The organism is Paracoccus pantotrophus (assembly GCF_008824185.1).
Lineage (GTDB): Bacteria > Pseudomonadota > Alphaproteobacteria > Rhodobacterales > Rhodobacteraceae > Paracoccus > Paracoccus pantotrophus.
The window spans coordinates 368,026-391,342 of sequence record NZ_CP044426.1; the positions used below are offsets into that span (position 1 = coordinate 368,026).

26 protein-coding genes and 1 pseudogene are annotated in these 23,317 nt (G+C 66.5%); 13 read left to right on the plus strand and 14 right to left on the minus strand.

All coding sequences use genetic code 11. The features are described 5' to 3' along the window. Positions 1 to 16: 16 nt before the first annotated feature. Entirely contained in the window at positions 17 to 439 is a 423-nt protein-coding gene (dksA, locus tag ESD82_RS12235; protein ID WP_024842929.1) for an RNA polymerase-binding protein DksA, read from the minus strand. A 160-nt stretch (positions 440 to 599) separates the two neighbouring features. Here dksA and ESD82_RS12240 point away from each other — a divergent pair, with 160 nt between their 5' ends. Both ESD82_RS12240 and ESD82_RS12245 read left to right on the plus strand, forming a co-directional pair. Further along, on the plus strand, positions 600 to 1,439 hold the full coding sequence (locus tag ESD82_RS12240; protein WP_024842928.1) for an AAA family ATPase: 840 nt from the start codon (positions 600 to 602) through the stop codon (positions 1,437 to 1,439). 11 nt (positions 1,440 to 1,450) lie between these two features. Continuing rightward, entirely contained in the window at positions 1,451 to 1,891 is a 441-nt protein-coding gene (locus ESD82_RS12245) for a GNAT family N-acetyltransferase (protein ID WP_024842927.1), read from the plus strand. 59 nt (positions 1,892 to 1,950) lie between these two features. Here the strand turns inward: ESD82_RS12245 and ESD82_RS12250 are convergent, their stop codons facing one another. The 13 genes and pseudogenes from ESD82_RS12250 to mdh form a co-directional block, all read right to left on the minus strand. Beyond that, the gene (locus ESD82_RS12250; RefSeq protein ID WP_024842926.1) at positions 1,951 to 2,445 is read right to left on the minus strand and encodes a lytic transglycosylase domain-containing protein; all 495 of its coding nucleotides are present in this window, start codon (positions 2,443 to 2,445) and stop codon (positions 1,951 to 1,953) included. A 147-nt stretch (positions 2,446 to 2,592) separates the two neighbouring features. Then, on the minus strand, positions 2,593 to 3,987 hold the full coding sequence (gene lpdA / locus ESD82_RS12255; protein WP_024842925.1) for a dihydrolipoyl dehydrogenase: 1,395 nt from the start codon (positions 3,985 to 3,987) through the stop codon (positions 2,593 to 2,595). A gap of 50 nt (positions 3,988 to 4,037) precedes the next feature. Continuing rightward, the gene (locus ESD82_RS12260) at positions 4,038 to 4,430 is read right to left on the minus strand and encodes an MAPEG family protein (RefSeq protein WP_024842924.1); all 393 of its coding nucleotides are present in this window, start codon (positions 4,428 to 4,430) and stop codon (positions 4,038 to 4,040) included. Continuing rightward, positions 4,430 to 4,687, minus strand: coding sequence for a hypothetical protein (locus ESD82_RS12265; protein ID WP_147428217.1), 258 nt, complete (start codon positions 4,685 to 4,687; stop codon positions 4,430 to 4,432). The genes ESD82_RS12260 and ESD82_RS12265 overlap by 1 nt, the downstream gene beginning before the upstream one ends. 147 nt (positions 4,688 to 4,834) lie before the next feature. Next, positions 4,835 to 6,375: pseudogene (gene odhB / locus ESD82_RS12270) on the minus strand (2-oxoglutarate dehydrogenase complex dihydrolipoyllysine-residue succinyltransferase). Between the two features lies 1 nt (position 6,376). Then, entirely contained in the window at positions 6,377 to 9,343 is a 2,967-nt protein-coding gene (locus tag ESD82_RS12275; RefSeq protein WP_024842921.1) for a 2-oxoglutarate dehydrogenase E1 component, read from the minus strand. A 21-nt stretch (positions 9,344 to 9,364) separates the two neighbouring features. Further along, positions 9,365 to 10,528: a glycosyltransferase family 2 protein gene (locus ESD82_RS12280; RefSeq protein WP_024842920.1), complete on the minus strand. Its 1,164-nt coding sequence runs from the start codon at positions 10,526 to 10,528 to the stop codon at positions 9,365 to 9,367. Positions 10,529 to 10,704: 176 nt separating this feature from the next. Further along, the gene (sucD, locus tag ESD82_RS12285) at positions 10,705 to 11,589 is read right to left on the minus strand and encodes a succinate--CoA ligase subunit alpha (RefSeq protein WP_024842919.1); all 885 of its coding nucleotides are present in this window, start codon (positions 11,587 to 11,589) and stop codon (positions 10,705 to 10,707) included. A 10-nt stretch (positions 11,590 to 11,599) separates the two neighbouring features. After that, the gene (locus tag ESD82_RS12290) at positions 11,600 to 11,926 is read right to left on the minus strand and encodes a hypothetical protein (protein ID WP_028709910.1); all 327 of its coding nucleotides are present in this window, start codon (positions 11,924 to 11,926) and stop codon (positions 11,600 to 11,602) included. 5 nt (positions 11,927 to 11,931) lie between these two features. Then, a complete protein-coding gene (sucC, locus tag ESD82_RS12295) occupies positions 11,932 to 13,125 on the minus strand; it encodes an ADP-forming succinate--CoA ligase subunit beta (protein ID WP_024842917.1) in 1,194 nt (397 codons plus the stop codon). 111 nt (positions 13,126 to 13,236) lie between these two features. Further along, the gene (locus tag ESD82_RS22620; RefSeq protein WP_081750455.1) at positions 13,237 to 13,560 is read right to left on the minus strand and encodes a phage virion morphogenesis protein; all 324 of its coding nucleotides are present in this window, start codon (positions 13,558 to 13,560) and stop codon (positions 13,237 to 13,239) included. Positions 13,561 to 13,742: 182 nt separating this feature from the next. After that, positions 13,743 to 13,922, minus strand: coding sequence for a PBECR2 nuclease fold domain-containing protein (locus ESD82_RS12305; RefSeq protein WP_147428215.1), 180 nt, complete (start codon positions 13,920 to 13,922; stop codon positions 13,743 to 13,745). Between the two features lie 214 nt (positions 13,923 to 14,136). Continuing rightward, a complete protein-coding gene (gene mdh / locus ESD82_RS12310; RefSeq protein WP_024842915.1) occupies positions 14,137 to 15,099 on the minus strand; it encodes a malate dehydrogenase in 963 nt (320 codons plus the stop codon). A 185-nt stretch (positions 15,100 to 15,284) separates the two neighbouring features. Between mdh and ESD82_RS12315 the strand changes: the two genes are divergently transcribed. The 11 genes from ESD82_RS12315 (at position 15,285) to ESD82_RS12365 (ending at position 23,232) form a co-directional block, all read left to right on the plus strand. Beyond that, positions 15,285 to 16,019, plus strand: a complete 735-nt coding sequence (locus ESD82_RS12315) for a sulfite exporter TauE/SafE family protein (RefSeq protein WP_147428214.1) — start codon at positions 15,285 to 15,287, stop codon at positions 16,017 to 16,019. Positions 16,020 to 16,099: 80 nt separating this feature from the next. Next, on the plus strand, positions 16,100 to 16,939 hold the full coding sequence (locus ESD82_RS12320) for an HpcH/HpaI aldolase/citrate lyase family protein (RefSeq protein ID WP_147428213.1): 840 nt from the start codon (positions 16,100 to 16,102) through the stop codon (positions 16,937 to 16,939). A gap of 45 nt (positions 16,940 to 16,984) precedes the next feature. Continuing rightward, positions 16,985 to 17,527: an NnrU family protein gene (locus ESD82_RS12325; RefSeq protein WP_024842912.1), complete on the plus strand. Its 543-nt coding sequence runs from the start codon at positions 16,985 to 16,987 to the stop codon at positions 17,525 to 17,527. 1 nt (position 17,528) lies between these two features. Continuing rightward, the gene (locus tag ESD82_RS12330; protein WP_147428212.1) at positions 17,529 to 17,735 is read left to right on the plus strand and encodes a DUF1737 domain-containing protein; all 207 of its coding nucleotides are present in this window, start codon (positions 17,529 to 17,531) and stop codon (positions 17,733 to 17,735) included. A gap of 9 nt (positions 17,736 to 17,744) precedes the next feature. Beyond that, entirely contained in the window at positions 17,745 to 18,779 is a 1,035-nt protein-coding gene (locus ESD82_RS12335) for a MaoC family dehydratase (protein WP_147428211.1), read from the plus strand. A gap of 313 nt (positions 18,780 to 19,092) precedes the next feature. After that, positions 19,093 to 19,485 carry a succinate dehydrogenase, cytochrome b556 subunit gene (sdhC, locus tag ESD82_RS12340; RefSeq protein ID WP_024842909.1) on the plus strand — a complete coding sequence of 131 codons (393 nt, stop codon included), beginning with the start codon at positions 19,093 to 19,095 and terminating at the stop codon, positions 19,483 to 19,485. A gap of 16 nt (positions 19,486 to 19,501) precedes the next feature. Further along, on the plus strand, positions 19,502 to 19,891 hold the full coding sequence (sdhD, locus tag ESD82_RS12345; RefSeq protein WP_011746913.1) for a succinate dehydrogenase, hydrophobic membrane anchor protein: 390 nt from the start codon (positions 19,502 to 19,504) through the stop codon (positions 19,889 to 19,891). A 9-nt stretch (positions 19,892 to 19,900) separates the two neighbouring features. Next, entirely contained in the window at positions 19,901 to 21,703 is a 1,803-nt protein-coding gene (gene sdhA, locus ESD82_RS12350; RefSeq protein WP_024842908.1) for a succinate dehydrogenase flavoprotein subunit, read from the plus strand. Beyond that, complete coding sequence (locus tag ESD82_RS12355) at positions 21,703 to 22,056, plus strand: hypothetical protein (RefSeq protein ID WP_024842907.1); 354 nt, start codon at positions 21,703 to 21,705, stop codon at positions 22,054 to 22,056. Before sdhA ends, ESD82_RS12355 begins: the two co-directional genes overlap by 1 nt. Further along, a complete protein-coding gene (locus tag ESD82_RS12360; protein ID WP_147428210.1) occupies positions 22,056 to 22,382 on the plus strand; it encodes a hypothetical protein in 327 nt (108 codons plus the stop codon). The genes ESD82_RS12355 and ESD82_RS12360 overlap by 1 nt, the downstream gene beginning before the upstream one ends. A 70-nt stretch (positions 22,383 to 22,452) precedes the next feature. Further along, a complete protein-coding gene (locus ESD82_RS12365; protein ID WP_024842905.1) occupies positions 22,453 to 23,232 on the plus strand; it encodes a succinate dehydrogenase iron-sulfur subunit in 780 nt (259 codons plus the stop codon). Positions 23,233 to 23,317 lie beyond the last annotated feature (85 nt).

A 23,317-nucleotide genomic window follows, 5' to 3' on the forward strand; every position in this document is an offset into this window, starting at 1 on the left:
CGAAGGGGCCGGCGGGTCAGTCGTCGCGATGCACGCGCTCGCGCCGCTCGTGGCGTTCCTGCGCTTCCAGGGTCATGGTGGCGATGGGGCGCGCGTCCAGCCGCTTGAGGCTGATCGGCTCGCCGGTCATCTCGCAATAGCCGTATTCGCCGGTCTCGATGCGGCGCAGCGCCGCGTCGATCTTGGCCACCAGCTTGCGCTGGCGGTCGCGGGTGCGCAGTTCCAGCGAGCGGTCGGTTTCCTCGGAGGCGCGGTCGGCCAGATCGGGCACGTTGCGGGCGCTGTCCTGAAGACCTTCCAGCGTTTCCGCGGATTGGTCCAGAAGTTCCTGCTTCCATGCGATCAGCTTGCGGCGGAAATATTCGAGTTGCCGTTCATTCATGAAAGGTTCGTCTTCGGCGGGGCGATAATCTTCGGGCAGAAAGGTCTGGGCTTTCATCGTTCCTCCGGGAGCCGGGCGACTGGATGCCCGATCCTTGGCGCCCGCATAAAGTATGGCAGACCAATTGTCACTAGGCCATTCCGACAGGTCGGGCCTGCGGCTTGCGAAGCGGGCGGGCGCTGGCTAGGGTCGCGCAGATTGCGCAAAGGACAGGCGAATGCAGTTTTCCTCGACCGAAACCTATGTGGCTCCTGCCGACCTGGCCATGGCCGTGAATGCGGCGATCACGCTGGAACGCCCGCTGCTGGTCAAGGGCGAGCCGGGCACCGGCAAGACCGAACTGGCGCGGCAGGTCGCGGCCAGCCTGGAGTTGCCCATCATCGAATGGAACGTGAAATCGACCACCCGCGCGCAGCAGGGGCTTTACGAATACGATGCCGTGTCGCGGCTGCGCGACAGCCAGCTGGGCGAGGCGCGGGTTCACGATATCGCGAACTACATCCGCAAGGGCAAGCTGTGGCAGGCCTTCGAGGCGCCGGGCAAGGTCGTGCTGCTGATCGACGAGATCGACAAGGCCGATATCGAGTTTCCGAACGACCTCTTGCAGGAACTCGACCGCATGGAGTTCCATGTCTACGAGACCAGCGAGACGGTGGTGGCCCGGCACCGGCCGGTGGTCATCATCACCTCGAACAACGAAAAGGAACTGCCGGACGCCTTCCTGCGCCGCTGCTTCTTCCACTACATCCGCTTTCCCGATGCAGAGACGCTGAAGCGCATCGTCGAGGTGCATTATCCCGGCCTGAAGCCGCGGCTGCTCGACGAGGCGCTGACGCAGTTCCTGGAGCTGCGCGAGGTGCAGGGGTTGAAGAAGAAGCCCTCGACCAGCGAACTCCTGGACTGGCTCAAGCTGATCCTGGCCGAAGATCTGGCGCCCGAGGACCTGCGGCGCCCGGCCGGAGAGATGCTGCCCAAGCTGCATGGCGCGCTCTTGAAGAACGAGCAGGACGTGGCGCTGTTCGAGCGGCTGGCCTTCATGGCCCGCCGCCAACGCTGAGGGCGGCAGCGATGATCCGCGCGCTTCGCCCCGAGGATCGCAAGGGCTGGCAGCGGCTCTACGAGGGCTACCAGGCCTTCTACGGCTTCGACGACCGGCCGCCGTCGTTCTACGACCGCGCCTTCGACCGGCTGATGGCACGCAACCCGCGCGACTTTCACGGTCTGGTGGCCGAGGCGGAGGGCCGGCTGCTGGGTCTGACGCATTACGTCTTTCACCCGAACCTGTGGCGCGAGGAGGGGGTCTGCTATCTGCAGGATCTGTTCACCGCCCCCGAGGCCCGCGGCCGCGGCATCGCCCGCGCCCTGATCGAAGGCGTCTATGCCGAGGCCGACCGCGCCGGCGTGCCTGCCGTCTATTGGCTGACGGCCGAGGACAATTATCCGGGGCGAATGCTCTATGACCGGATGGCGGTGAAGTCGCCCTTCATCCGCTACAATCGCAAGCTGTGATGCGCCTGTAAGGCAAGGGGCGGCCCGAAGGCCGCCCCCGCGATCCGCTGTCCCTCGCCTCAGCGCAGGCCGGTGGCTTGCAGCAGGCCCTTGCGCTTGGCCTCGTAGTAATAGCCGCGGGCATACCATTTCACCGCGGCATCCTTGTCGCCGTCGGCGACCATATAGGCGCCGCGCAGGTATTTGACGCCGTATTTCAGGTTCGTCTCGGCATCGAGCAGCCCGGCGGGCGGGCCCTGATAGCCCATGCCGCGCGCGGTGGCGGGCAGGATCTGCATCAGCCCGTAATAGGGGCCGTTGCGGGCGCCGGGACGATGGGTCGATTCGCGGATGATGACGCGCTGCACCAGGTCCACCGGCACATCGTATTCCGCCGCGTATTTGTTGATCAGCCGGCGCAGTTCCGGTGTCTCGTTCGGATGCAGCGCCGCGACCTGGGCGGCCGAGGCGCGGGGTTCGACCAGATAGCGGCGGTCGGGATCGACCCGGTTGTCGCCGCAGGCGCCGACGGCCAGCGTGCCGGCCAGCGCCAACAGTCCGAGGATGGATTTCATGACTGCCCCTTGTCTTTTCATTGACCAAGGGATTAGCCGCAGCTGCCAGAGTCGGGGAAATCAAAAGACAGGACCGCCCGGTTCAGGGGCGGTCCATCGGCGGAAACCCGCCGCAACATGGTGCCGGTTTCGGTGGCGATCCGCCGATCAGGCGTGGATCGCGCCGTCGCCGCAGGCCAGCGCCGCCTCGCGCACCGCTTCCGAGCAGGTCGGATGGGCGTGGCAGGTCAGTGCGATGTCCTGGGCCGAGGCGCCGAATTCCATCGCCACGCAGACCTCGTGGATCATCTCGCCGGCATTCGGGCCGATGATGTGGCAGCCCAGCACCCGATCGGTCTCGGCATCGGCGATCATCTTGACGAAGCCCTCGGCCTGGAACAGGGCCTTGGCGCGGGCATTGCCCATGAAGGGGAACTTGCCGACCTTGACCTTGCGGCCGCTTTCCTTGGCGGCCTCTTCGGTCAGCCCGACCGAGGCGACCTCGGGCGTGGTATAGATCACGCCGGGGATCACGTCGTAATTCACATGGCCATGCTTGCCGGCGATGACCTCGGCCACCGCCATGCCCTCGTCCTCGGCCTTGTGGGCCAGCATCGGGCCCGGCACCGCGTCGCCGATGGCGTAGATGCCCTTGACGCTGGTCTGCCAGTGTTCGTCGATCTGGACGAAGCCGCGATCGGTCAGCGCGACGCCGACCTTGTCCAGGCCCAGCCCGGCGACATAGGGGCGGCGGCCGGTGGCGACCAGCACGCATTCGGCCTTGATCTCATGCTCGCTGTCGTCCTTGCGCAGCTTGTACTTGACCTCGGCCTTGCCCTTTTCGACCTCGACCTCGGACACGGCCGCGCCCAGGACGAATTTCAGCCCCTGTTTCGCCAGGATGCGCTGGAACTGCTTTTGCACCTCGGCGTCCATGCCGGGGGTGATGGCGTCCAGGAACTCGACCACCGTTACCTCGGCGCCGAGCCGGGCATAGGCCGAACCCAGTTCCAGCCCGATCACGCCCGCGCCGATCACCACCATCGACTTGGGGATCTTCGGCAGCGACAGGGCGCCGGTCGAATCGACGACGATGCCGGCGGCATTATCGACCTCGACCCCCTTCAGGCTGGCCGGTTCCGAGCCGGTGGCGATGACGATGTTCTTCGTCTCGTGGACGGTGTCGCCGACCTTGACCTTGCCGGGCGCTTCGATGCTGGCCCAGCCCTTGAGCCAGTCGATCTTGTTCTTCTTGAACAGGAACTCGATGCCCTTGGTATTGCCGGCGACCGTCTCGGCCTTGTAGCCCTGCATCTTGTCCCAATCGACCTTGGGCTTGGCGCCCATCAGGCCCATCTTCTCGAAATTCTCGTGGGTCTCGTGCAGCATGTGGCTGGCATGCAGCAGCGCCTTGGAGGGGATGCAGCCGACGTTCAGGCAGGTGCCGCCCAGCGTCTCGCGTCCCTCGACGCAGGCGACCTTCAGGCCCAGCTGGGCGGCGCGGATCGCGCAGACATAGCCGCCGGGACCGGCGCCGATCACGATCAGGTCATAGGTGGACATTCAGGTCTCCTTGCAGTTCGCGGCGCGCTTGCCGGCGCCGCCCGTTCGGTTCAGGTGAATAAGGCGATCAGGATCATCGCCAGCGTGGCGACGAACCCCACCCCCCAGATGACCGAGCGCCAGGGCGACCAGCCATAGGCATAGGCGGGAATATAAAGCAGCCGCGCCAGCAGGTAGCTCCAGGCGCAAAGCACGGTCAGGGCCGAGCCGGCATCCGACAGCACCACCAGCACGACGGCGATGGTAAAGAGGATCAGTCCCTCGAAATGATTGTCCGCAGCGCGGCGCAGCCGTCCGGTCAGCGCGGAAAACTCCGGCTGCCTGTCGCGCGGGCTGGCGTTCCATTTCGCGCCGACATCGCGGTTCATCGAGGCGGCGGCCAGGCCGATCTGCACGGCTTGCAGCAGCGCGGCCAGCGCCAGGGCGGTGGTTTCGGCGGCCATCAGGCGGTCTCGACCAGGTGGAAGGCGGTGGCCGAGACGCCGGCCTGGCTGTTGAAGACCCCCGCTGCCCCTTCCAGATAGGCCCTGGCCACCGCCGCGTCGCCCACCTGGAACAGCGCCCAGGCGCTCTGGTCGTTCTCGCGCCACAGCTGCAGCAGCGACAGGCCGTTATTGCCGCGATCCTCGGCATCGGCGTCGAAGGCGGCCTTGAAGGCGGCGTAACCGGCGATGGTGTAATGGGCGATCATCTGGGTCATGGGGGACTCCTCCGTTTCGGCCCGGCTTCCCGTCGGGATGAGCGGCAAGGCGGCCCGGTGCGGGTCAACGGATACAGGCCGGAAAGAGTTGCGCGGCGGCTTCCTGGGCGCGCCGGGGGCGGGCCTGCCGCCCCCGGCAGGCCGGGATCACAGGTCCATCAGCAGGCGGCGCGGATCCTCCAGTGCCTCCTTGACGCGCACGAGGAAGGTCACGGCGCCCTTGCCGTCCACGATGCGGTGGTCGTAGCTCAGCGCCAGGTACATCATCGGCCGGATGACGATCTGGCCGTCCACGACGACCGGGCGGTCCTGGATCTTGTGCATGCCCAGGATGCCCGATTGCGGCGGGTTCAGGATCGGCGAGGACATCAGCGAGCCGTAGACGCCGCCGTTCGAGATGGTGAAGGTGCCGCCCTGCATTTCCGCCATGGTCAGCTTGCCGTCGCGGGCGCGGGTGCCCAGCTCGGCGATCTCCTTCTCGATCCGGGCGAAGCTCTTCTGGTCGGCATCGCGTACCACCGGCACCACCAGGCCGCTGGGCGTGCCCACCGCCACGCCCATGTGGACGAAGTTCTTGTAGACCACGTCGCCGCCGTCGATCTCGGCATTGACCTCGGGCACTTCCTTCAGCGCGTGGCAGCAGGCCTTCACGAAGAAGGACATGAAGCCGAGCTTGACCTTGTGCTTCTTCTCGAACTGGTCCTTGTAGGTGTTGCGCAGGTCCATGATGCCCTTCATGTCCACCTCGTTATAGGTGGTCAGCATCGCGGCGGTGTTCTGCGCGTCCTTGAGCCGGCGGGCGATGGTGGCGCGCAGGCGGGTCATCTTGACCCGCTCCTCGCGCGCCGCGTCATCGGCCGAGCTGGGCGCGCGCGGCGCCTGGGCCGGGGCCGGGGCGGGCGAGGCGGCGGCCGGTGCCGTAGCCGCGCGGGCCACGTCCTCCTTCATCACCCGGCCGTCGCGGCCGGTGCCGGTGACGGCATCGCGGCTGACGCCGGCCTCGGCCATGGCCTTCTTGGCCGAGGGCGCATCCTCGACATCCTTGCGCGGTGCGGGGGTTTCCGGGCCGGCGCCGGGCGATTGCACGGCGGCTGCGGCAGCAGCAGGGGCCTCGGCCCCGGGGGTCGCGGTCGCGCCCTCGGTGATGACCGCCAGCCGGGCGCTGGCCTCGACCGTTGCGCCCTCGGGGCGAGGATCTCGGCCAGCACGCCCGCGGCGGGAGCCGGAACCTCGACCGAGACCTTGTCGGTCTCAAGCTCGCACAGCATCTCGTCCTGCGCGACCGCATCGCCGACCTTCTTGAACCAGGTCGCCACCGTGGCCTCGGTCACGCTTTCGCCCAGGGTGGGCACCATCACGTCGACGGATTTTCCGCTCATCTTTCTCTGTCCTTCCTGAGCCTTCGTGCCCGCATCAGCCTTGGGCAACATTTCTTCCGGGCCGGCATCGCCCTGTTCCATGATCTGCGCGAGCAGCGCGTTGGGCGCGACCACCGTGCCTTCGGGCGCGACGATCTCGGCCAGCTTGCCGGCGACGGGCGAGGGCACCTCGACCGTCACCTTGTCGGTTTCCAGCTCGCACAGCATTTCATCCACGGCGACGCGGTCGCCCGGTTTCTTGAACCAGGTGGCCACCGTCGCTTCGGATACCGATTCCCCAAGCGTGGGGACGCGTAGTTCCACTGCCATGTCAGGCCCCGATGGTGATGGCTTCGTGGACCAGGGCCTCCTGCTCGGCCTTGTGGCGCGAGGCAAGCCCGGTGGCCGGCGAGGCCGCGGCATGGCGGCCGACATAGCGCGGACGGCCATGCTTGGCGCCGATGCGCGACAGCACCCATTCGATATTGGGCTCGACGAAGGTCCAGCCGCCCTGGTTCTTGGGCTCTTCCTGGCACCAGACGATCTCGGCATCCTTGAAGCGTTCCAGCTCCTTGGACATGCTGTGGGCCGGGAAGGGATAGAACTGCTCGAGCCGCAGGATATAGACATCCTCGGCCCCGGCGGCGTCGCGGGCCTGCAAGAGATCGTAATAGACCTTGCCCGAGCAGATCACCACCCGGCGGATCTTGTCGTCCGGGGCCAGCTTGAACTCGGACTTGCCGCGGTCGGCATCGTCCACCAGCACGCGGTTGAAGGTCGAGCCGGCCAGGAACTCGTCCGCCGTGGACAGCGCCAGCGGGTGACGCAGCAACGATTTCGGCGTCATCAGCACCAGCGGCTTGCGGAAGGGCCGCTTCAGCTGCCGGCGCAGGATGTGGAAATAGTTCGCCGGCGTGGTGCAGTTCGCCACGATCCAGTTGTCCTCGGCGCACATCTGCAGCCAGCGCTCCAGCCGGGCCGAGCTGTGTTCCGGGCCTTGGCCCTCGTAGCCATGCGGCATCAGCATGACGAGGCCCGACATGCGCAGCCATTTCTTTTCGCCCGAGGTGATGAACTGGTCGAACATGATCTGGGCGCCGTTGGCAAAATCGCCGAACTGGGCCTCCCACATGACCAGGCTGTTCGGCTCGGCCAGAGAATAGCCGTATTCGAAGCCCAGCACCGCATATTCCGACAGCATCGAGTCGATGACCTCGTAGCGCGCCTGCCCGCCGCGGATGTGGTTGAGCGGGTAATAGCGTTCCTCGGTCGCCTGGTCGATGAAGGCCGAATGGCGCTGCGAGAAGGTGCCGCGGGTCGAGTCCTGTCCGGCCAGGCGCACCGGATGCCCTTCCAGCAGCAGCGAGCCGAAGGCCAGCGCCTCGCCGGTCGCCCAGTCGAAACCCTTGCCGGTCTCGAACATCTGCTTCTTGGATTCCAGCAGGCGGCCGACGGTCTTGTGCAGGTCGAACCCTTCGGGCACGCGGGTCAGCGCGCCGCCGATCTCGGCCATGGTCTCGGGCGCGATGGCGGTCTGGCCCAGGTTCTCCTCGGCATGCTCGGCCTCGAGCCCCGACCATTTGCCGTCCAGCCAGTCGGCCTTGTTCGGCTTGAAGTTCTTGCCGACCTCGAACTCCTCGTTCAGATGGGCCTGGAAGGCGGCCTTCATCTCCTCGATCTCGCCCTCGGGGACCAGGCCGTCGGCGACCAGTCGCTCGGTATAGCGTTGCAGCGTGGTCTTGTGGCCCTTGATCTTCTTGTACATCACCGGGTTGGTGAACATCGGCTCGTCGCCTTCGTTGTGACCGAAGCGGCGATAGCAGAAGATGTCGATGACCACGTCCTTGTGGAATTTCTGCCGGAACTCGGTCGCGACCTTGGCGGCATGGACCACGGCCTCGGGGTCGTCGCCGTTGACGTGGAAGATCGGCGCCTCGACCATCAGCGCGATGTCGGTCGGATAGGGCGAGGTGCGGCTGAAATGCGGCGCGGTGGTGAAGCCGATCTGGTTGTTCACCACGATATGGATGCAACCGCCGGTGCGGTGGCCCTTGATGCCGGAAAGCTGGAAGCATTCCGCGACGATGCCCTGGCCGGCAAAGGCCGCGTCGCCGTGCAGCAGGATCGGCAGCACCGCCGTGCGATAGGTCTGGTCCGACAGCTGGTCCTGCTTGGCGCGCACCTTGCCCAGCACCACCGGGTTCACCGCCTCCAGGTGCGAGGGGTTCGCGGTCAGCGACAGGTGGACGGTGTTGTCGTCGAAGGTGCGGTCCGACGAGGCGCCGAGGTGATATTTCACGTCGCCCGAGCCGTCCACGTCGTCGGGCTTGTAGCTGCCGCCCTGGAATTCGTGGAAGATGGCGCGATAGGGCTTGCCCATCACATTGGCCAAGACCGACAGGCGGCCGCGATGCGGCATGCCGATCACCACGTCCTTGACCCCCAGCGCGCCGCCGCGCTTGATGATCTGCTCCATGGCCGGGATCAGCGCCTCGCCGCCGTCAAGGCCGAAGCGCTTGGTGCCCATGTATTTCACATGCAGGAACTTCTCGAAGCCCTCGGCCTCGACCAGCTTGTTGAGGATGGCGCGGCGGCCTTCGCGGGTGAAGGCGATCTCCTTGCCGTAGCCCTCGATCCGCTCCTTGAGCCAGGCGGCTTCCTCGGGGTTCGAGATATGCATGAATTGCAGCGCGAAGGTGCCGCAATAGGTGCGGCTCATCAGGTCGACGATCTGGCGGATCGTGGCGATCTGCAGGCCAAGCACGTTGTCGATGAAGATCGGCCGGTCCAGGTCGGCCTCGGTGAAGCCATAGGTCTTGGGGTCCAGCTCGCCATGGTCGGGGATCTCGCGCATGCCCAGCGGGTCCAGGTCGGCATGCAGGTGGCCGCGGATGCGGAAGGCGCGGATCAGCATGATGGCGCGGACGCTGTCCAGAACCGCGCGCTTGAGCTGCTCGTCCGTCAGGTTCACGCCCTTTTCGCCGGCCTTGGCGGCGATCTTGTCCAGAGCCGCCTTGGCCTCGGCCTTGGGCAGCATCGGCCATTCGCCGGTCAGCGCCGCGGTGGTGTCGTCCGCGGGCAGCGGCGGCCAGTCGGCGCGTTGCCAGCTGGCGCCCTTGGCCTCGCGGGTGACCACGGCCTCCTCGTCGCCCAGGCTGCGGAAGAAGGCGTCCCACGCCTGGTCGACCGCCGCCGGGTTCTGGGCCCACTGGCCGTAAAGCTGCTCGACATAGGCCGCGTTATGGCCTTGCAGGAAGCTCGAATCGTGGAAGGCCGAGTTTGGGGATTGATCGTTCATTGGCTTGCCTCCGGGAAGTCCTTATCCGTTCGCGCCCGGATCAGGGGCGGTCGCATTGTTCTGGCCATGTCCGGGAGCGGTCCCGGTGATCAGCCTGGTCTGAAGATCCTGATACCATGCCGGCAGCCCGGCGCGCGGCTGGCGCAGCAAGGCGGGCAGGTGGCGGCCGGCCAGCAGGGCGCCGCGGAACTGCGGCAGATCCCAGCGGGCGCCGGCGATGTCCTTGGGCAGTTCGGCCAGCGCCATGCGCAGGTACCACAGCCCATAGCGGGCCAGGTCGCGCCCCTGCCGTTCGGAATTGCGGCGCACGAAATAGGCGATGTTGAGCAGGGCCAGCATGGCGCTGATCCGGCGCCGGTCTCGGCCCGCAGCCGCCTCGAGGTGGTGGATCAGCGCATCGGGCGCGATGGCCAGCATCCCGTGCCGGCCAAAGCGATAGCTGGCATCCAGATCCTCGGCGATGGAACTGCCGACCAGCCCTTCGTCGAAGGGCTCGCGCAGCGCCAGGTGGCGGCGCAGGGTCAGGGCGAAGCCGACGATGAAATCGACGCGCAGCAAGCCCTGCGGCAGGGTGGCATCGCCTTGCCAGCGCCGCTCGGGGCGATCATAGCCCAGGAAACGCTGCTCGGCCGGAATCATCAGCAGGTGGCGCAGGGCAAGGTCGATGCTGCGCTGCACCGGCCCTGACCGGCCCGCGGCCAGCTTGGCGGCTGGGTTGGTGCGCTTGCTCTCACCCCCGCCCGTCACGCCATCCGAGCCGGTGTTCCGGGCCGAGATCGCCACGATGCGGCCCTGGGTGTCGGCGCGGTATTGCGCCATGATCCGCCCGGCGCAATCGGGATGCAGCAAGGCGTCGTCATCGATCATGAACAGGATGTCGGCCCGCGCCAGCGCGACGGCCTGGTTGCGCTGCACGGTCAGCGATTTGCGCCGGGCCGGCACATAGGTCAGCGGACAGCCGCCGGCCGCGGCGATTACCGCCTCGACCCTTTCGCGGTTCTGCGCCCAGTCGGCGCTGGCATCGACGATGACGATTTCGGCCGGCCGCTCGGTCGAGGCGAGCGCGGCGCGCACGCAGTCGCAAAGCTGCTTGCCGCGCTGGTAGGTCGAAACGCAAAGCGCCCAGTCCTGCGCCGCCACGGACGAGGCGGGGCGTTTCGCCGGCGGAGGGGGCTGCGGGATCATGCCGCGCCCCGGCTTGGCAGGGCAGGGCCGCGGGCCGGGCAGGGCGCTGTCCCGGCGGTTCTGGCGACGATCTGGCGACGACGGCGGTCCAATCTGGCACCTGCTGGTAAGGTCTGGCGCGGCCCCCGGTAAAGGTAGGCAGGGGCCGCGCCCAAGTCAAAAGCCTTGCGGCATTGTTACCGGCCGAGTGCTTTCAGCACCGCCTCGCCCAGACCCGCGGGGCTGTCGGCGACGACGATGCCGGCCGATTTCATGGCCTCGATCTTCGATTCCGCGTCGCCCTTGCCGCCCGAGACGATGGCGCCGGCATGGCCCATGCGGCGGCCCTTCGGCGCGGTGCGCCCGGCGATGAAGCCGGCGGTCGGCTTCCACTTGCCCTTGCGCTTCTGCTCGGCCAGGAACTCGGCCGCCTCTTCCTCGGCCGAACCGCCGATCTCGCCGATCATGATGATCGACTCGGTTTCCGGGTCGTCCAGGAACATGCGCAGCACGTCGATATGCTCCATGCCCTTGATCGGGTCGCCGCCGATGCCGACAGCGGTGGACTGGCCCAGGCCGACATCGGTGGTCTGCTTGACCGCCTCATAGGTCAGCGTGCCCGAGCGCGACACGACGCCCACCGATCCGCGCGAGAAGATCGAGCCCGGCATGATGCCGATCTTGCACTCGCCCGGCGTCAGGATGCCGGGGCAGTTCGGGCCGATCAGCTGCGACTTGCTGCCTTCCAGCGCGCGCTTGACCTTCATCATGTCGAGCACCGGGATACCCTCGGTGATGGCGACGATCAGCGGGATCTCGGCATCGATGGCTTCCAGGATCGAATCGGCCGCGAAGGGCGGCGGGACATAGATCACGGTCGCATTGGCGCCGGTTTTTGCCACGGCCTCGTGGACCGAGTTGAAGACCGGCAGGTCCAGATGCGTCGTGCCGCCCTTGCCGGGGGTCACGCCGCCGACCATCTGCGTGCCGTAAGCGATCGCCTGTTCGGTGTGGAAGGTGCCCTGGGATCCGGTGATCCCCTGGCAGATGACTTTGGTGTCTTTGTTGACGAGAACGGCCATTAGCCTCTCCTTAAGCGATTACGGAAACACGAAAGTCGCGCGGGCCGATCTTCTCGAAGAAGAGCCGCGTTCCGTCTTTCGCGTTGATATTTTTATAGAACGTCCCAATGGCATCCTTTGCCCTGATGCGAAGAATCCATTTGCCCGTTGCAATATCAGTTTCGAACGAGCCGACCGTATGGAGCTCGACGGTGATCGGCTTTCCTGCCTCCGACTTGTTTCCTCCGCCGAACGAGTCGGCGGGGAACAAATCTCTGATTGGGCTGACCGGGATATGATTGTTATCCACGTTTCCAGCCGTAATCTCGACAGCTTTGCCTTCCACCGCCTTGGCCATGGTGGTCAGCCCTTCACCGCCTTCACGATCTTCTGCGCCGCGTCCGACAGGTCGTCCGCCGCGATCACGTTCAGGCCCGATTCGCCGATGATCTGCTTGCCCAGCTCGACATTGGTGCCTTCCAGGCGCACCACCAGCGGGACTTGCAGCCCGACTTCCTTCACCGCGGCGATGATGCCTTCCGCGATGATGTCGCAGCGCATGATGCCGCCGAAGATGTTGACCAGGATGCCTTTGACGTTCGGGTCCGAGGTGATGATCTTGAACGCCTCGGTCACCTTCTCCTTGGTGGCGCCGCCGCCGACGTCCAGGAAGTTCGCGGGCTCGGCGCCGAACAGCTTGATGATGTCCATCGTCGCCATCGCCAGGCCGGCGCCGTTGACCATGCAGCCGATCTCGCCGTCCAGCGCGATGTAGTTCAGGTCGAATTTCGACGCCGCCAGTTCCTTGGGGTCTTCCTCGGTCTCGTCGCGCAGCGCCAGCACGTCGGGCTGGCGATAGAGGGCGTTATTGTCGAAGCCCATCTTCGCGTCGAGGCATTTGAGGTTGCCGTCCTTCATCACGATCAGCGGGTTGATCTCCAGCATCTCCATGTCCTTCTCGATGAACATGCGATACAGGTTCTTGACCAGCGCCACGCATTGCTTGACCTGCGCGCCCGTCAGGCCCAGGGCGAAGGCCACGCGGCGGCCGTGGAAATCCGAAAGCCCCGAGGCCGGATCGACGCTGAAGCTGACGATCTTTTCCGGGGTCGAGGCGGCGACTTCCTCGATGTCCATGCCGCCCTCGGTCGAGGCGACGAAGCTGATGCGCGAGGTGCCGCGATCGACCAGCAGCGCCAGGTACAGCTCGCGCTCGATGTCGCTGCCGTCCTCGATATAGATGCGGTTGACCTGCTTGCCGGTCTCGCCCGTCTGGTGGGTGACGAGGGTGCGGCCCAGCATCTGGCGGGTCAGTTCCTCGGCCTCTTCCACCGATTTGGCCAGGCGGACGCCGCCCTTCTCACCGGCTTCCTTTTCCTTGAAGTGACCCTTGCCACGACCGCCGGCATGGATCTGGGCCTTGACGACCCAGAGCGGCCCGTCGAGTTCCCCCGCCGCCGCCTTGGCCTCGTCGGCCTTCATCACCACCCGCCCGTCCGAGACCGGCGCGCCGTATTGGCGCAGCAACGCCTTGGCCTGGTATTCATGGATGTTCATCGTCTTCCCCCGCAGTTGTCGGTTGGCGGGGCTTGTGGCACATTCCACGCACGGCCCAAAGCACTATGATCGGCGAAATCCGTAAAACACGCGGGAATCCGCCTTTTGTGATCACAGGTTTCGGAGCTGTGATCGCAAATCTGCGCCAAGGGCCTGGGCGCCTTGGGGATCCGCTGCTTGCAGGGGGTGTGGGGCGTGGTTCCGCGGCTGGTCGGCCGGGGTCGTGCGACGGATCGAATCATCCCATGCCGCGGGCCTGGGCTGGACGATTGGACCCGCGCGCGTGGGCGGCCCGGCGCGCGCCTTGATGGTCGCGGGCGCCAGCGGCTTCCAGGGCGTACCGTCGGGCGCCGACTGAGCCTTGAAGTTGCGGCCAGCCGAAAGAACCAGCTGTTCGCTGTTCGCCCACGGCGGCGATGAACGGACGGCGCTAATCCATGAGCTTCACCAACTGGTGCAGCCGGTCCTGTGCCTCGGTCGCGTCGAGCTGGACGTTGATGCTGATCCCTGTCATTGAAAAACCCTGTATTCAGCCCTATATTTGCTGCTGCCGGAGACGACTGACTGGTGATTGGTCCTAGTAAGTCGAAGGTGCGGCGGTCGGATCACCCCGGCCGCTATTTTCGTTTCCAGCGCAGTTTGCCCACCCTCTGCTTGTCGATATGTCGGTAATCCGGCTTGGCGCGGTTGTAGGACGCATAGCCCGTGACCCCTTGCCAGCGGTTGCGTGGCAGTTCGAACATCGTGAAGAGCGACGTGTCGGGATCGACGCGGATGTAGCGGTGCGTCAGCAGCAACGCGGCCAGGGCCGATTGGACCCGCGCGCCCGGGCGGCCCGGCCTTGCCGCCCGGCATAAAAAGATTCATGGCTCTGCAATCGAGCGAATGACCGCTTCGTCCCGCTGAATCGCGCAAGGCGGACCCTGAGCATCAGAGTTCTTGACAGACATGCCCCAATAGAGAGGCCCCGCCGTTGCCGGCGGGGCCTTTCGTTTCGCGCGACCTTGCCGATCAGGCCAGGCTGGCGTCGATGCCCTTGCAGGCCGCGACCAGCCCTTTGACCGCATCCACGGACTTGTCGAACATCGCCTGTTCGTCCTTGTCCAGGGTGATGTCGATGACGCGCTCGATGCCGCCGGCGCCGATCACGGTCGGCACGCCGACATAAAGCCCGTCCAGGCCGTAGGCGCCCTTCACATAGGCTGCGCAGGGCAGCACGCGCTTCTGGTCCTTGAGATAGGCTTCCGCCATCTCGATGGCCGAGGTGGCCGGTGCGTAGAAGGCCGAGCCGGTCTTCAGCAGGCCGACGATCTCGGCGCCGCCGTCGCGGGTGCGCTGCACGATGGCGTCCAGCTTGTCCTGGGTGGTCCAGCCCATCTTGACCAGGTCGGGCAGCGGGATGCCGGCGACGGTGGAATAGCGGGTCAGCGGCACCATGGTGTCGCCATGGCCGCCCAGCACGAAGGCGGTCACGTCGCGCATCGAGACGCCGAATTCCAGCGACAGGAAGTGGCGGAAGCGTGCCGAATCAAGCACGCCGGCCATGCCGACGACCTTTTCATGCGGCAGGCCCGAGAACTCGCGCAGCGCCCAGACCATCGCGTCCAGCGGGTTGGTGATGCAGATCACGAAGGCGTTCGGGGCGTGCTGCTTGATGCCCTCGCCCACCGATTTCATGACCTTGAGGTTGATGCCCAGCAGGTCGTCGCGGCTCATGCCCGGCTTGCGGGGCACGCCGGCGGTGACGATGCAGACATCGGCGCCGGCGATGTCGGCGTAATCGTTGGCGCCCTTCATGACGGCGTCGAAACCCTCGGACGGGCCCGATTGCGCGATGTCCAGCGCCTTGCCCTGGGGCGTGCCCTCGGCGATGTCGAACAGGACGACGTCGCCCAGTTCCTTCATCGCGGCCAGATGCGCCAGCGTGCCGCCGATCTGTCCCGCACCGATGAGTGCGATCTTGGGTCGGGCCATGTTAACCTCCGATTTCCATGATGGTTCGCGCGGTGGCCTAGTCCCTCGGGATGAGAATCGCAAGCCTTGGCTGCGGGTCGGACGCGAAATCGGCCGATGTCAACCGCTAACGGGACAATGCCGCCCCGCATTGCCGCCGTCCGGCCGCTGGATTAGTCCGGGGGCGGTGACAACGGAGCGCGCCGATGGAGATGCTGGGCTGGGTGCTGGCGGTGATCGCCGCCTTTTCGATCGGACTGGCCAAGGGAGGGCTGTCCATGGTCGGCACCATATCGGTGCCGCTGCTGGCGCTGGTGATGTCGCCGGTGCAGGCAGCGGGCATCCTGCTGCCGGTCTATATCGTCTCGGACATTGGCGGGCTGATCGCCTTTCGCCGCGATTTCGATCCGCGGGTGCTGCGGACGCTGGTGCCGGGGGCGATCACCGGCATCGCCCTGGGCTGGGCTACCGCCCATCACGTCGATGACGCCCAGGTCGGGCTGATCGTGGGCGTGATCGGCATGGCTTTCGCGCTGAACGCGCTGCTGCGCAGCCGGATCGGCGCCAGCGCCCGGCCGCCGCGCTGGGGGGCGGGCAGCTTCTGGGGCACGATCTCGGGCTATACCAGCTTCGTGTCGCATTCCGGGGCGGCGCCCTATCAGGTCTATGCCCAGCCGCTGCGCATGACGCCGATGACCTATGCCGGCACCACGACGATCTTCTTCGCCATCTGCAATGCGGTGAAGCTGATTCCCTATGCCCTGCTGGGCCAGCTTTCCGCGCATAACCTGTCGGTGGCCGCCGTGCTGATGGTGCCAGGCGTGCTGGGCGTTCTGGCCGGGCTGTGGCTGGTGCGGCGGATGTCGCAGCGAATCTTCTATGGCTTCATCACCTGGGCGCTGATGCTGGTTTCGGCCAAGCTGATCTGGGACGGGATTTGACGCCGCAGTGCGGCAAATCGGCGCTTGCGATTCGCTTCTTTTCCGGGCAGGTTCGCGCAAGATTATTACGCGAGGCCCCGATGACCCGTCCCTATCGTTCCGTCCTCTATATTCCGGCCGCCAATGCGCGGGCCATGGAAAAGGCCCAGGCGCTGACCGCCGATGCGATCATCTTCGACCTCGAGGACGCGGTGGCGCCGGCGGAAAAGGTGGCGGCGCGGGACTTGCTGGCCAAGGCGTTGCAGGCCGATTACGGCGGCCGGGTGCGGATCGTGCGCATCAACGGCATGGACACCGAATGGGGCGAGGGCGATGCCCGCGCCTTTGCCTCTGGCGCCCATGCGGTGCTGGTGCCCAAGGTCAGCCGCGGTGCCGACCTGGACCGCGTGGCGGCGCTGGTGCCCGACACGCCGCTCTGGGCGATGATGGAGACGGCCGAGGGCATGCTGAACGCCGCCGAGATCGCCGCCCATCCGCGCCTGCAGGGCATGGTCATGGGCACCAACGACCTGGCCAAGGAGCTGAACAGCCGCTTCCGCGCCGACCGGCTGCCGATGATGGCCGGGCTGGGCCTGTGCCTCTTGGCGGCGCGGGCGCATGGCCGGGTGATCGTGGACGGCGTCTTCAACGCCTTCAAGGACGAGGAGGGCTTGCGTGCCGAATGCGAGCAGGGCCGCGACATGGGCTTCGACGGCAAGACCCTGATCCACCCGGCGCAATTGGCCATCGCCAACGAGGTCTTTGCACCGTCCGAGGCCGAGGTCGATCTGGCCCGCCGCCAGATCGAGGCCTTCGACGAGGCGCAGGCCCAGGGCAAGGGCGTCGCGGTGGTGGACGGCCGGATCGTCGAGAACCTGCATGTCGAGACCGCCCGTGCCACCCTGGCCAAGGCCGCGGCGATTGCCGAGCTGGCGGGGTGATGGCAAAGTAAGCGCCGTTAACATCCAGCAAAAGGACAAAGCCAGATGTTCATCCTGATCCTTGGCGTGGCGTTGTGGTGGGCGGCGCATCTTCTCAAGCGGCTGGCACCGGGGCTGCGCGACCGGCTGGGCCGGGGCGGCGTGGCGGGGGCGCTGGCGGTCTCGGTGGTGCTGATGGTGATCGGCTATCGCATGGCGGACGGCCCCTATTGGTGGGGCGCGACGGCCGCCCTGAAGGGCGTCAACAACCTGCTGGTGCTGCTGGCCTTCTACCTTTTCGCCGTTGCCGGCATGAAGACCCGCCTGGCCCGGCATCTTCGCCACCCGCAGCTGACCGGCTTTGCGCTCTGGGCCTTTGCGCATCTCTTGCCGAATGGCGACCTGCCCAGCTTCGTGCTGTTCGGCGGGCTGCTGCTTTGGGCGCTGGCCGAAATGGCGGTCATCAACCGCGCCGAGCCGGGCTGGACCCCGCCCGCCGGGCCCTTCCCGGTCCGCAAGGAGGCGATGGCCGCGGTCGGCGCCGTCGTGCTGTTCGGGGTCGTGGCGCTGATCCACGCCTGGCTGGGCTACAACCCCTTTGGAGGCTGACATGCCCAAGATCTATCGCCTGCTGACCGAGGACGACACCTCGGCCTTCTGCCACAAGGTCAGCGAGGCGCTGTCGAAAGGCTGGGCGCTGCATGGCGACCCCGCCTATGCCTTCGACGCGGCGCGCGGCGTGATGCGCTGCGCCCAGGCCGTCACCAAGGAGATCGAGGCCGATTACCACCCGGACATGAAACTGGGCCATCAATAGGGAACCACTATGAGCAAGACCAATCCCGGCCGCTTCTTCGAGGATTACCGCGTCGGCCAGGTGATCCGCCACGCCGTGCCGCGCACCGTGGCCGAGGGCGAGCGTGCGCTTTACCACGCGCTCTACCCGGCGCGGCACGCACTTTATTCCTCGGACGAGTTCGCGGCGGCCTCGGGGCTGGAGGGCAGCCCGCTGGACGACCTGATCGCCTTTCACATCGTCTTCGGCAAGTCGGTTCCCGACATCAGCCTGAACGCGGTGGCGAACCTGGGCTATGCCGAGGGGCGCTGGCTGAAGCCGGTCTGGCCGGGCGACACGCTGCGCGCCGAATCCGAGGTGATCGGGCTCAGGGAGAACTCGAACGGCAAGTCCGGCGTGGTCTGGGTCCGCACCCGCGGGCTGAACCAGCTGGACGAGGTGGTGCTGGATTATGTGCGCTGGGTCATGGTGCGCAAGGGCGACGACGCGGCGCCGGCGCCCGAGCCGGTGGTGCCGGAGCTGGCGAAATCGGTGGCGCCCGCCGACCTGGTGCTGCCCGAGGGGCTGGATTTCGCGCAATACGATTTCGGCCTGGCCGGCGAGCCGCACCGCTGGGGCGACTATGAGGTCGGCGAGGTCATCGACCATGTCGACGGCGTCACCGTCGAGGAGGCCGAGCACATGCTGGCCACCCGGCTGTGGCAGAACACCGCCAAGGTGCATTTCGACGCCACCTTCCGCGAGGACGGCCGGCGGCTGATCTATGGCGGCCATGTCATCAGCATGGCCCGCGCGCTCAGCTTCAACGGGCTGGCCAATGCGCAGATGATCGTGGCGCTGAACGGCGGGGCCCATGCCAACCCCTGCTTTGCCGGCGACACGATCCGCGCTTGGTCCGAGGTGCTGGACAAGGCCGACACCCATGCGCCGGGCGTCGGCGCGATCCGGCTGCGGCTGGTGGCGCACAAGGGCGCGGCCGGTGATCACGCCCTGCGCGGCGAGGACGGAAAATATGCCCCGCAGGTGCTGCTGGACCTGGATTACTGGGCCCTGATGCCGAAATGACCGCCTTGCGCCCCGGCGCGGCCGGCCCGCGAATCGCGGCTGCGCCGGGGTTGAACATGACCAAATCCCTCGGTTATCCGGGGAAAACCGGCGAGTCCGCCCTGATACCGCAATCATTCGAACCGGCCGGAGCCCGCCCGTGATCACAGCCGGCGTTTGCGTGATCACAAACTCGGAAAATCTGTCGCTTATCCGTCTTACGTCTGGCATCCACCCGTGACAGATGCGACAAGACGGCTAAAAGCAAACCCAATTTCGGCCAGCCCTCGCCGCCAGCCGTCGCGTGCGGGGCCTGAACGCAGGAGAGCGCATCATGGCTGACGTCAACCGGGGCAACCGGCCACTGTCACCGCATCTGCAGGTCTATCGCCTGCCACTTGCCGCAATCACTTCGATCATGACCCGCATCACCGGCCACGCCCTGGTCGCAGGGATCGTGCTGATCACCTGGTGGCTCGTTGCCGCTGTCACCTCGCCCGGCGCCTTCGCGGTGGCCGACTGGGTGGTGCGGTCCTGGCTCGGCTTCATCATCCTGACCGGCTCGATGTGGGCGCTGTGGTATCACCTGCTCGCCGGGCTGCGCCACCTGGCCTATGACGCCGGCTACGGGCTGGAGATCGAGGAAGCGCGCAAGTCCAGCCAGGCGCTGATCGCGGGCTCGGTCGTCTTGGCCGTGCTGACGCTGATCGTCTTTTTCGTGTTCTGAGGAAAGGGCAGGGATCATGCGTTACATCACCCCCCGCAAAGCCGCCGAAGGCCTGGGCTCGGCCCACGAAGGCACCCAGCACCACTGGGCCATGACCGTCAGCGCCGTGGCGCTGACCGTGCTGACGCCGCTGTTCATGATCGTCGTGGCCCGCGCCATCGGCCTGTCGCAGGAACAACTGCTGGCCTATTTCGGCCGCCCCTTCCCGGCGCTCATCACCGCTTTGTTCGTGATCGTGGGCATGGTCCACTTCATCAAGGGCACGCGGATCATGATCGACGACTATTTCCAGGGTGGCACCCGCAAGGCGGCCATCATCTTTTCCGTCATCTTCGGCTGGGCGGTGATCGCCGCCGCCGTCTATGCGCTGGCCCGGATGGGCCTTGGCGCGATCGTCGTCCTCTGAGGTTCCGCCATGGCTGCTTACAAATACGAAACGCACGAATATGATGTCGTGGTCGTCGGTGCCGGTGGCGCGGGCCTGCGCGCGACGCTGGGCATGGCCGAGCAGGGCCTGCGCACCGCCTGCGTGACCAAGGTCTTTCCGACCCGCTCGCATACGGTCGCGGCGCAGGGCGGCATCGCCGCCTCGCTGTCGAACATGGGCCCCGACAACTGGCAGTGGCACATGTATGACACCGTCAAGGGTTCGGACTGGCTGGGCGACACCGACGCCATGGAATACCTGGCGCGCGAGGCCCCCAAGGCGGTCTACGAGCTGGAGCATTACGGCGTGCCCTTCTCGCGCACCGAGGAGGGCAAGATCTACCAGCGCCCCTTCGGCGGCCACACCACCGAGTTCGGCGAAGGCCCGCCGGTGCAGCGCACCTGCGCCGCCGCCGACCGCACCGGCCATGCCATCCTGCACACGCTCTATGGCCAGTCGCTGAAGGAAAAGGCCGAGTTCTTCATCGAATATTTCGCCCTCGACCTGATCATCACCGACGGCGCCTGCACCGGCGTGGTGTGCTGGAAGCTGGACGACGGCACCATCCATGTCTTCAACGCCAAGATGGTGGTGCTGGCGACCGGCGGCTATGGCCGGGCCTATTTCAGCGCCACCTCGGCCCATACCTGCACCGGCGACGGCGGCGGCATGGTGGCGCGCGCCGGCCTGCCGCTTCAGGACATGGAATTCGTGCAGTTCCATCCGACCGGCATCTACGGCTCGGGCTGCCTGATCACCGAGGGCGCGCGCGGCGAGGGCGGCTACCTGACCAACAGCGAGGGCGAACGCTTCATGGAGCGTTACGCACCGACCTACAAGGATCTGGCCAGCCGCGACGTGGTCTCGCGCTGCATCACCATCGAGATCCGCGAGGGTCGCGGCGTCGGTCCCAACAAGGACCACATGCATCTGAACCTGATGCACCTGCCGCCGGAAAGCCTGGCCGAGCGGCTGCCGGGCATCTCGGAATCGGCCAAGATCTTTGCCGGCGTCGATGTGACGCGCGAGCCGATCCCGATCCTGCCGACGGTGCATTACAACATGGGCGGCATCCCCACGAACTATTGGGGCGAGGTGCTGAACCCGACCGTCGAAAGCCCGGACCAGGTCTTCCCCGGCCTGATGGCGGTGGGCGAGGCCGGCTGCGCCTCGGTCCATGGCGCGAACCGGCTGGGCTCGAACTCGCTGATCGACCTGGTGGTCTTCGGCCGCGCCGCGGCGATCCGCGCCGGGCAGGTGATCGATCGCAAGGCGGCGATCCCCAGCACCAACAAGGAACAGGTGGACAAGGCGCTGGACCGCTTCGACCGCATCCGCAACGCCAACGGCTCGGTGCCGACGGCCGAGCTGCGGCTTGAGATGCAGCGCACCATGCAGGCCGATGCCGCGGTGTTCCGCACCGACAAGACCCTGGCCGAGGGCGTCGAGAAGATGAAGGTGATCGCGGCCAAGATGGACGACCTGAAGGTCACCGACCGCAGCCTCATCTGGAACAGCGACCTGATGGAGACGCTGGAGCTGACCAACCTGATGCCCAACGCGCTGGCCACCATCGTCGGCGCCGAGGCGCGCAAGGAAAGCCGCGGCGCCCATGCCCATGAAGACTACCCCGAGCGGGATGATGCCAACTGGCGCAAGCACTCGCTTGCGTGGATCGAAGGCAACGATGTTAAACTGGCCTATCGGCCCGTGCACCTCGAGCCTCTGACCACGCAAGAGGAAGGCGGGATCGACCTGAAAAAGATCGCACCCAAAGCGAGGGTTTACTGATGCGTCTTCCCCTGATCCTGACCGCCGCTGCGCTGGCTCTTTCCGGCTGCGTGGTGCAGAACCCCGGCATGGCGCCGGCGCCGCTGCCGCCGGTCGCGGCCCCCGCGCCGGATGCGGCGATCCGTTCCTCGGCGCGCGTCGTCGTCAACCGCGAGATGGCGCGGCGCCTGCCCGGCGCCAATGTCGCGCCCTATACCGATTGCGTGATGCAGAACGCCACCAGCGCCGAACTGGCCAGCATCGCCGAGGCCGGCGCGGCCGGGGCAGGGGATGCGGTGGCCGCCATCGTCGGCCGCCCGGCGACCACGCAATGCATCGCCGGCGCCGCGGCGGCGGCCAAGCGGGCCGCCTGATGGCCTGGCGCGGCGCGATTGGCCCCGGCCTTGCCCCGGTTCTGCTGGGGCTGGCGGCCTGCGCGCCCGCGCCGGTGCGGATCCCGGTCGCCGAGGCCGAGCGCGTCTGCATGGTCCAGGCGCTGGATGCGCGGTCGCCGCGGACCCAGGTCGGGCTGGGGGTCGGCTCGGGCGGCTATCGCGGCGGTTTCGTCAGCGTGGACCTGTCCTCGGACCAGATCCTCGGGCGCGACCCGTCCCAGGTCTTCGACCGCTGCGTCCTCAACCGCTCGGGACAGATGCCGACGCGGCCGCTTTACCAACAGCCGGGCTGGGGGGTGCATTGACGCCCTCCGCCCAAGCCACCGCATGACGGCCTGATCGCAAGATGACGGCCTGACCACCAGGAGTTACCCAATGGTCCAACTTACCCTTCCCAAGAACAGCCGCATGCGGGTCGGCAAGACCTGGCCGAAACCCGAAGGCGCGACGAACGTCCGCCGCTTCAACATCTATCGCTGGGATCCCGATACCGGCGAGAACCCGCGCATCGACACCTATTTCGTCGACATGGACAAATGCGGGCCCATGGTGCTGGACGCGCTGATCAAGATCAAGAATGAGATCGACCCGACGCTGACCTTCCGCCGTTCCTGTCGCGAGGGGATCTGCGGCTCCTGCGCGATGAACATCGACGGCGGCAACCATCTGGCCTGCATCTTCGGCATGGACGAGATCAAGGGGGACGTGAACATCTATCCGCTGCCGCATATGCCGGTGGTCAAGGATCTGGTGCCCGACCTGACGCATTTCTACGCCCAGCACGCCTCGGTCCAGCCCTACCTGATCACCGAGACGCCGACCCCCGACAAGGAATGGCGCCAGTCGATCGAGGACCGCAAGAAGCTGGACGGCCTCTATGAATGCGTGATGTGCGCCAGCTGCTCGACCGCCTGCCCGAGCTACTGGTGGAACGGCGACCGCTACCTGGGCCCGGCGGCCCTGCTGCATGCCTATCGCTGGATCATCGATTCGCGCGACGAGGCCACGGGCGAGCGGCTGGATGCGCTTGAGGATCCGTTCAAGCTGTATCGCTGCCACACGATCATGAACTGCACCAACACCTGCCCCAAAGGGTTGAACCCGGCCAGGGCCATCGCCTCGATCAAGCACATGATGGTGGACCGGATCGTTTGATTTGCACGGCCGTCATGGCCGGTATGCCGTGATATGCCGTTTGACGCCGCGTCGCAGAGGTAGATTTTTCTGCGGCGCGGCATTA

Coding starts and splice junctions, on each gene's coding strand:
- dksA (WP_024842929.1), bottom strand. CDS start 439: ATGAAAGCCCAGACCTTTCTGCCCGAAGATTATCGCCCCGCCGAAGAC.
- ESD82_RS12240 (WP_024842928.1), top strand. CDS start 600: ATGCAGTTTTCCTCGACCGAAACCTATGTGGCTCCTGCCGACCTGGCC.
- ESD82_RS12245 (WP_024842927.1), top strand. CDS start 1,451: ATGATCCGCGCGCTTCGCCCCGAGGATCGCAAGGGCTGGCAGCGGCTC.
- ESD82_RS12250 (WP_024842926.1), bottom strand. CDS start 2,445: ATGAAATCCATCCTCGGACTGTTGGCGCTGGCCGGCACGCTGGCCGTC.
- lpdA (WP_024842925.1), bottom strand. CDS start 3,987: ATGTCCACCTATGACCTGATCGTGATCGGCGCCGGTCCCGGCGGCTAT.
- ESD82_RS12260 (WP_024842924.1), bottom strand. CDS start 4,430: ATGGCCGCCGAAACCACCGCCCTGGCGCTGGCCGCGCTGCTGCAAGCC.
- ESD82_RS12265 (WP_147428217.1), bottom strand. CDS start 4,687: ATGACCCAGATGATCGCCCATTACACCATCGCCGGTTACGCCGCCTTC.
- ESD82_RS12275 (WP_024842921.1), bottom strand. CDS start 9,343: ATGAACGATCAATCCCCAAACTCGGCCTTCCACGATTCGAGCTTCCTG.
- ESD82_RS12280 (WP_024842920.1), bottom strand. CDS start 10,528: ATGATCCCGCAGCCCCCTCCGCCGGCGAAACGCCCCGCCTCGTCCGTG.
- sucD (WP_024842919.1), bottom strand. CDS start 11,589: ATGGCCGTTCTCGTCAACAAAGACACCAAAGTCATCTGCCAGGGGATC.
- ESD82_RS12290 (WP_028709910.1), bottom strand. CDS start 11,926: ATGGCCAAGGCGGTGGAAGGCAAAGCTGTCGAGATTACGGCTGGAAAC.
- sucC (WP_024842917.1), bottom strand. CDS start 13,125: ATGAACATCCATGAATACCAGGCCAAGGCGTTGCTGCGCCAATACGGC.
- mdh (WP_024842915.1), bottom strand. CDS start 15,099: ATGGCCCGACCCAAGATCGCACTCATCGGTGCGGGACAGATCGGCGGC.
- ESD82_RS12315 (WP_147428214.1), top strand. CDS start 15,285: ATGGAGATGCTGGGCTGGGTGCTGGCGGTGATCGCCGCCTTTTCGATC.
- ESD82_RS12320 (WP_147428213.1), top strand. CDS start 16,100: ATGACCCGTCCCTATCGTTCCGTCCTCTATATTCCGGCCGCCAATGCG.
- ESD82_RS12325 (WP_024842912.1), top strand. CDS start 16,985: ATGTTCATCCTGATCCTTGGCGTGGCGTTGTGGTGGGCGGCGCATCTT.
- ESD82_RS12330 (WP_147428212.1), top strand. CDS start 17,529: ATGCCCAAGATCTATCGCCTGCTGACCGAGGACGACACCTCGGCCTTC.
- ESD82_RS12335 (WP_147428211.1), top strand. CDS start 17,745: ATGAGCAAGACCAATCCCGGCCGCTTCTTCGAGGATTACCGCGTCGGC.
- sdhC (WP_024842909.1), top strand. CDS start 19,093: ATGGCTGACGTCAACCGGGGCAACCGGCCACTGTCACCGCATCTGCAG.
- sdhD (WP_011746913.1), top strand. CDS start 19,502: ATGCGTTACATCACCCCCCGCAAAGCCGCCGAAGGCCTGGGCTCGGCC.
- sdhA (WP_024842908.1), top strand. CDS start 19,901: ATGGCTGCTTACAAATACGAAACGCACGAATATGATGTCGTGGTCGTC.
- ESD82_RS12355 (WP_024842907.1), top strand. CDS start 21,703: ATGCGTCTTCCCCTGATCCTGACCGCCGCTGCGCTGGCTCTTTCCGGC.
- ESD82_RS12360 (WP_147428210.1), top strand. CDS start 22,056: ATGGCCTGGCGCGGCGCGATTGGCCCCGGCCTTGCCCCGGTTCTGCTG.
- ESD82_RS12365 (WP_024842905.1), top strand. CDS start 22,453: ATGGTCCAACTTACCCTTCCCAAGAACAGCCGCATGCGGGTCGGCAAG.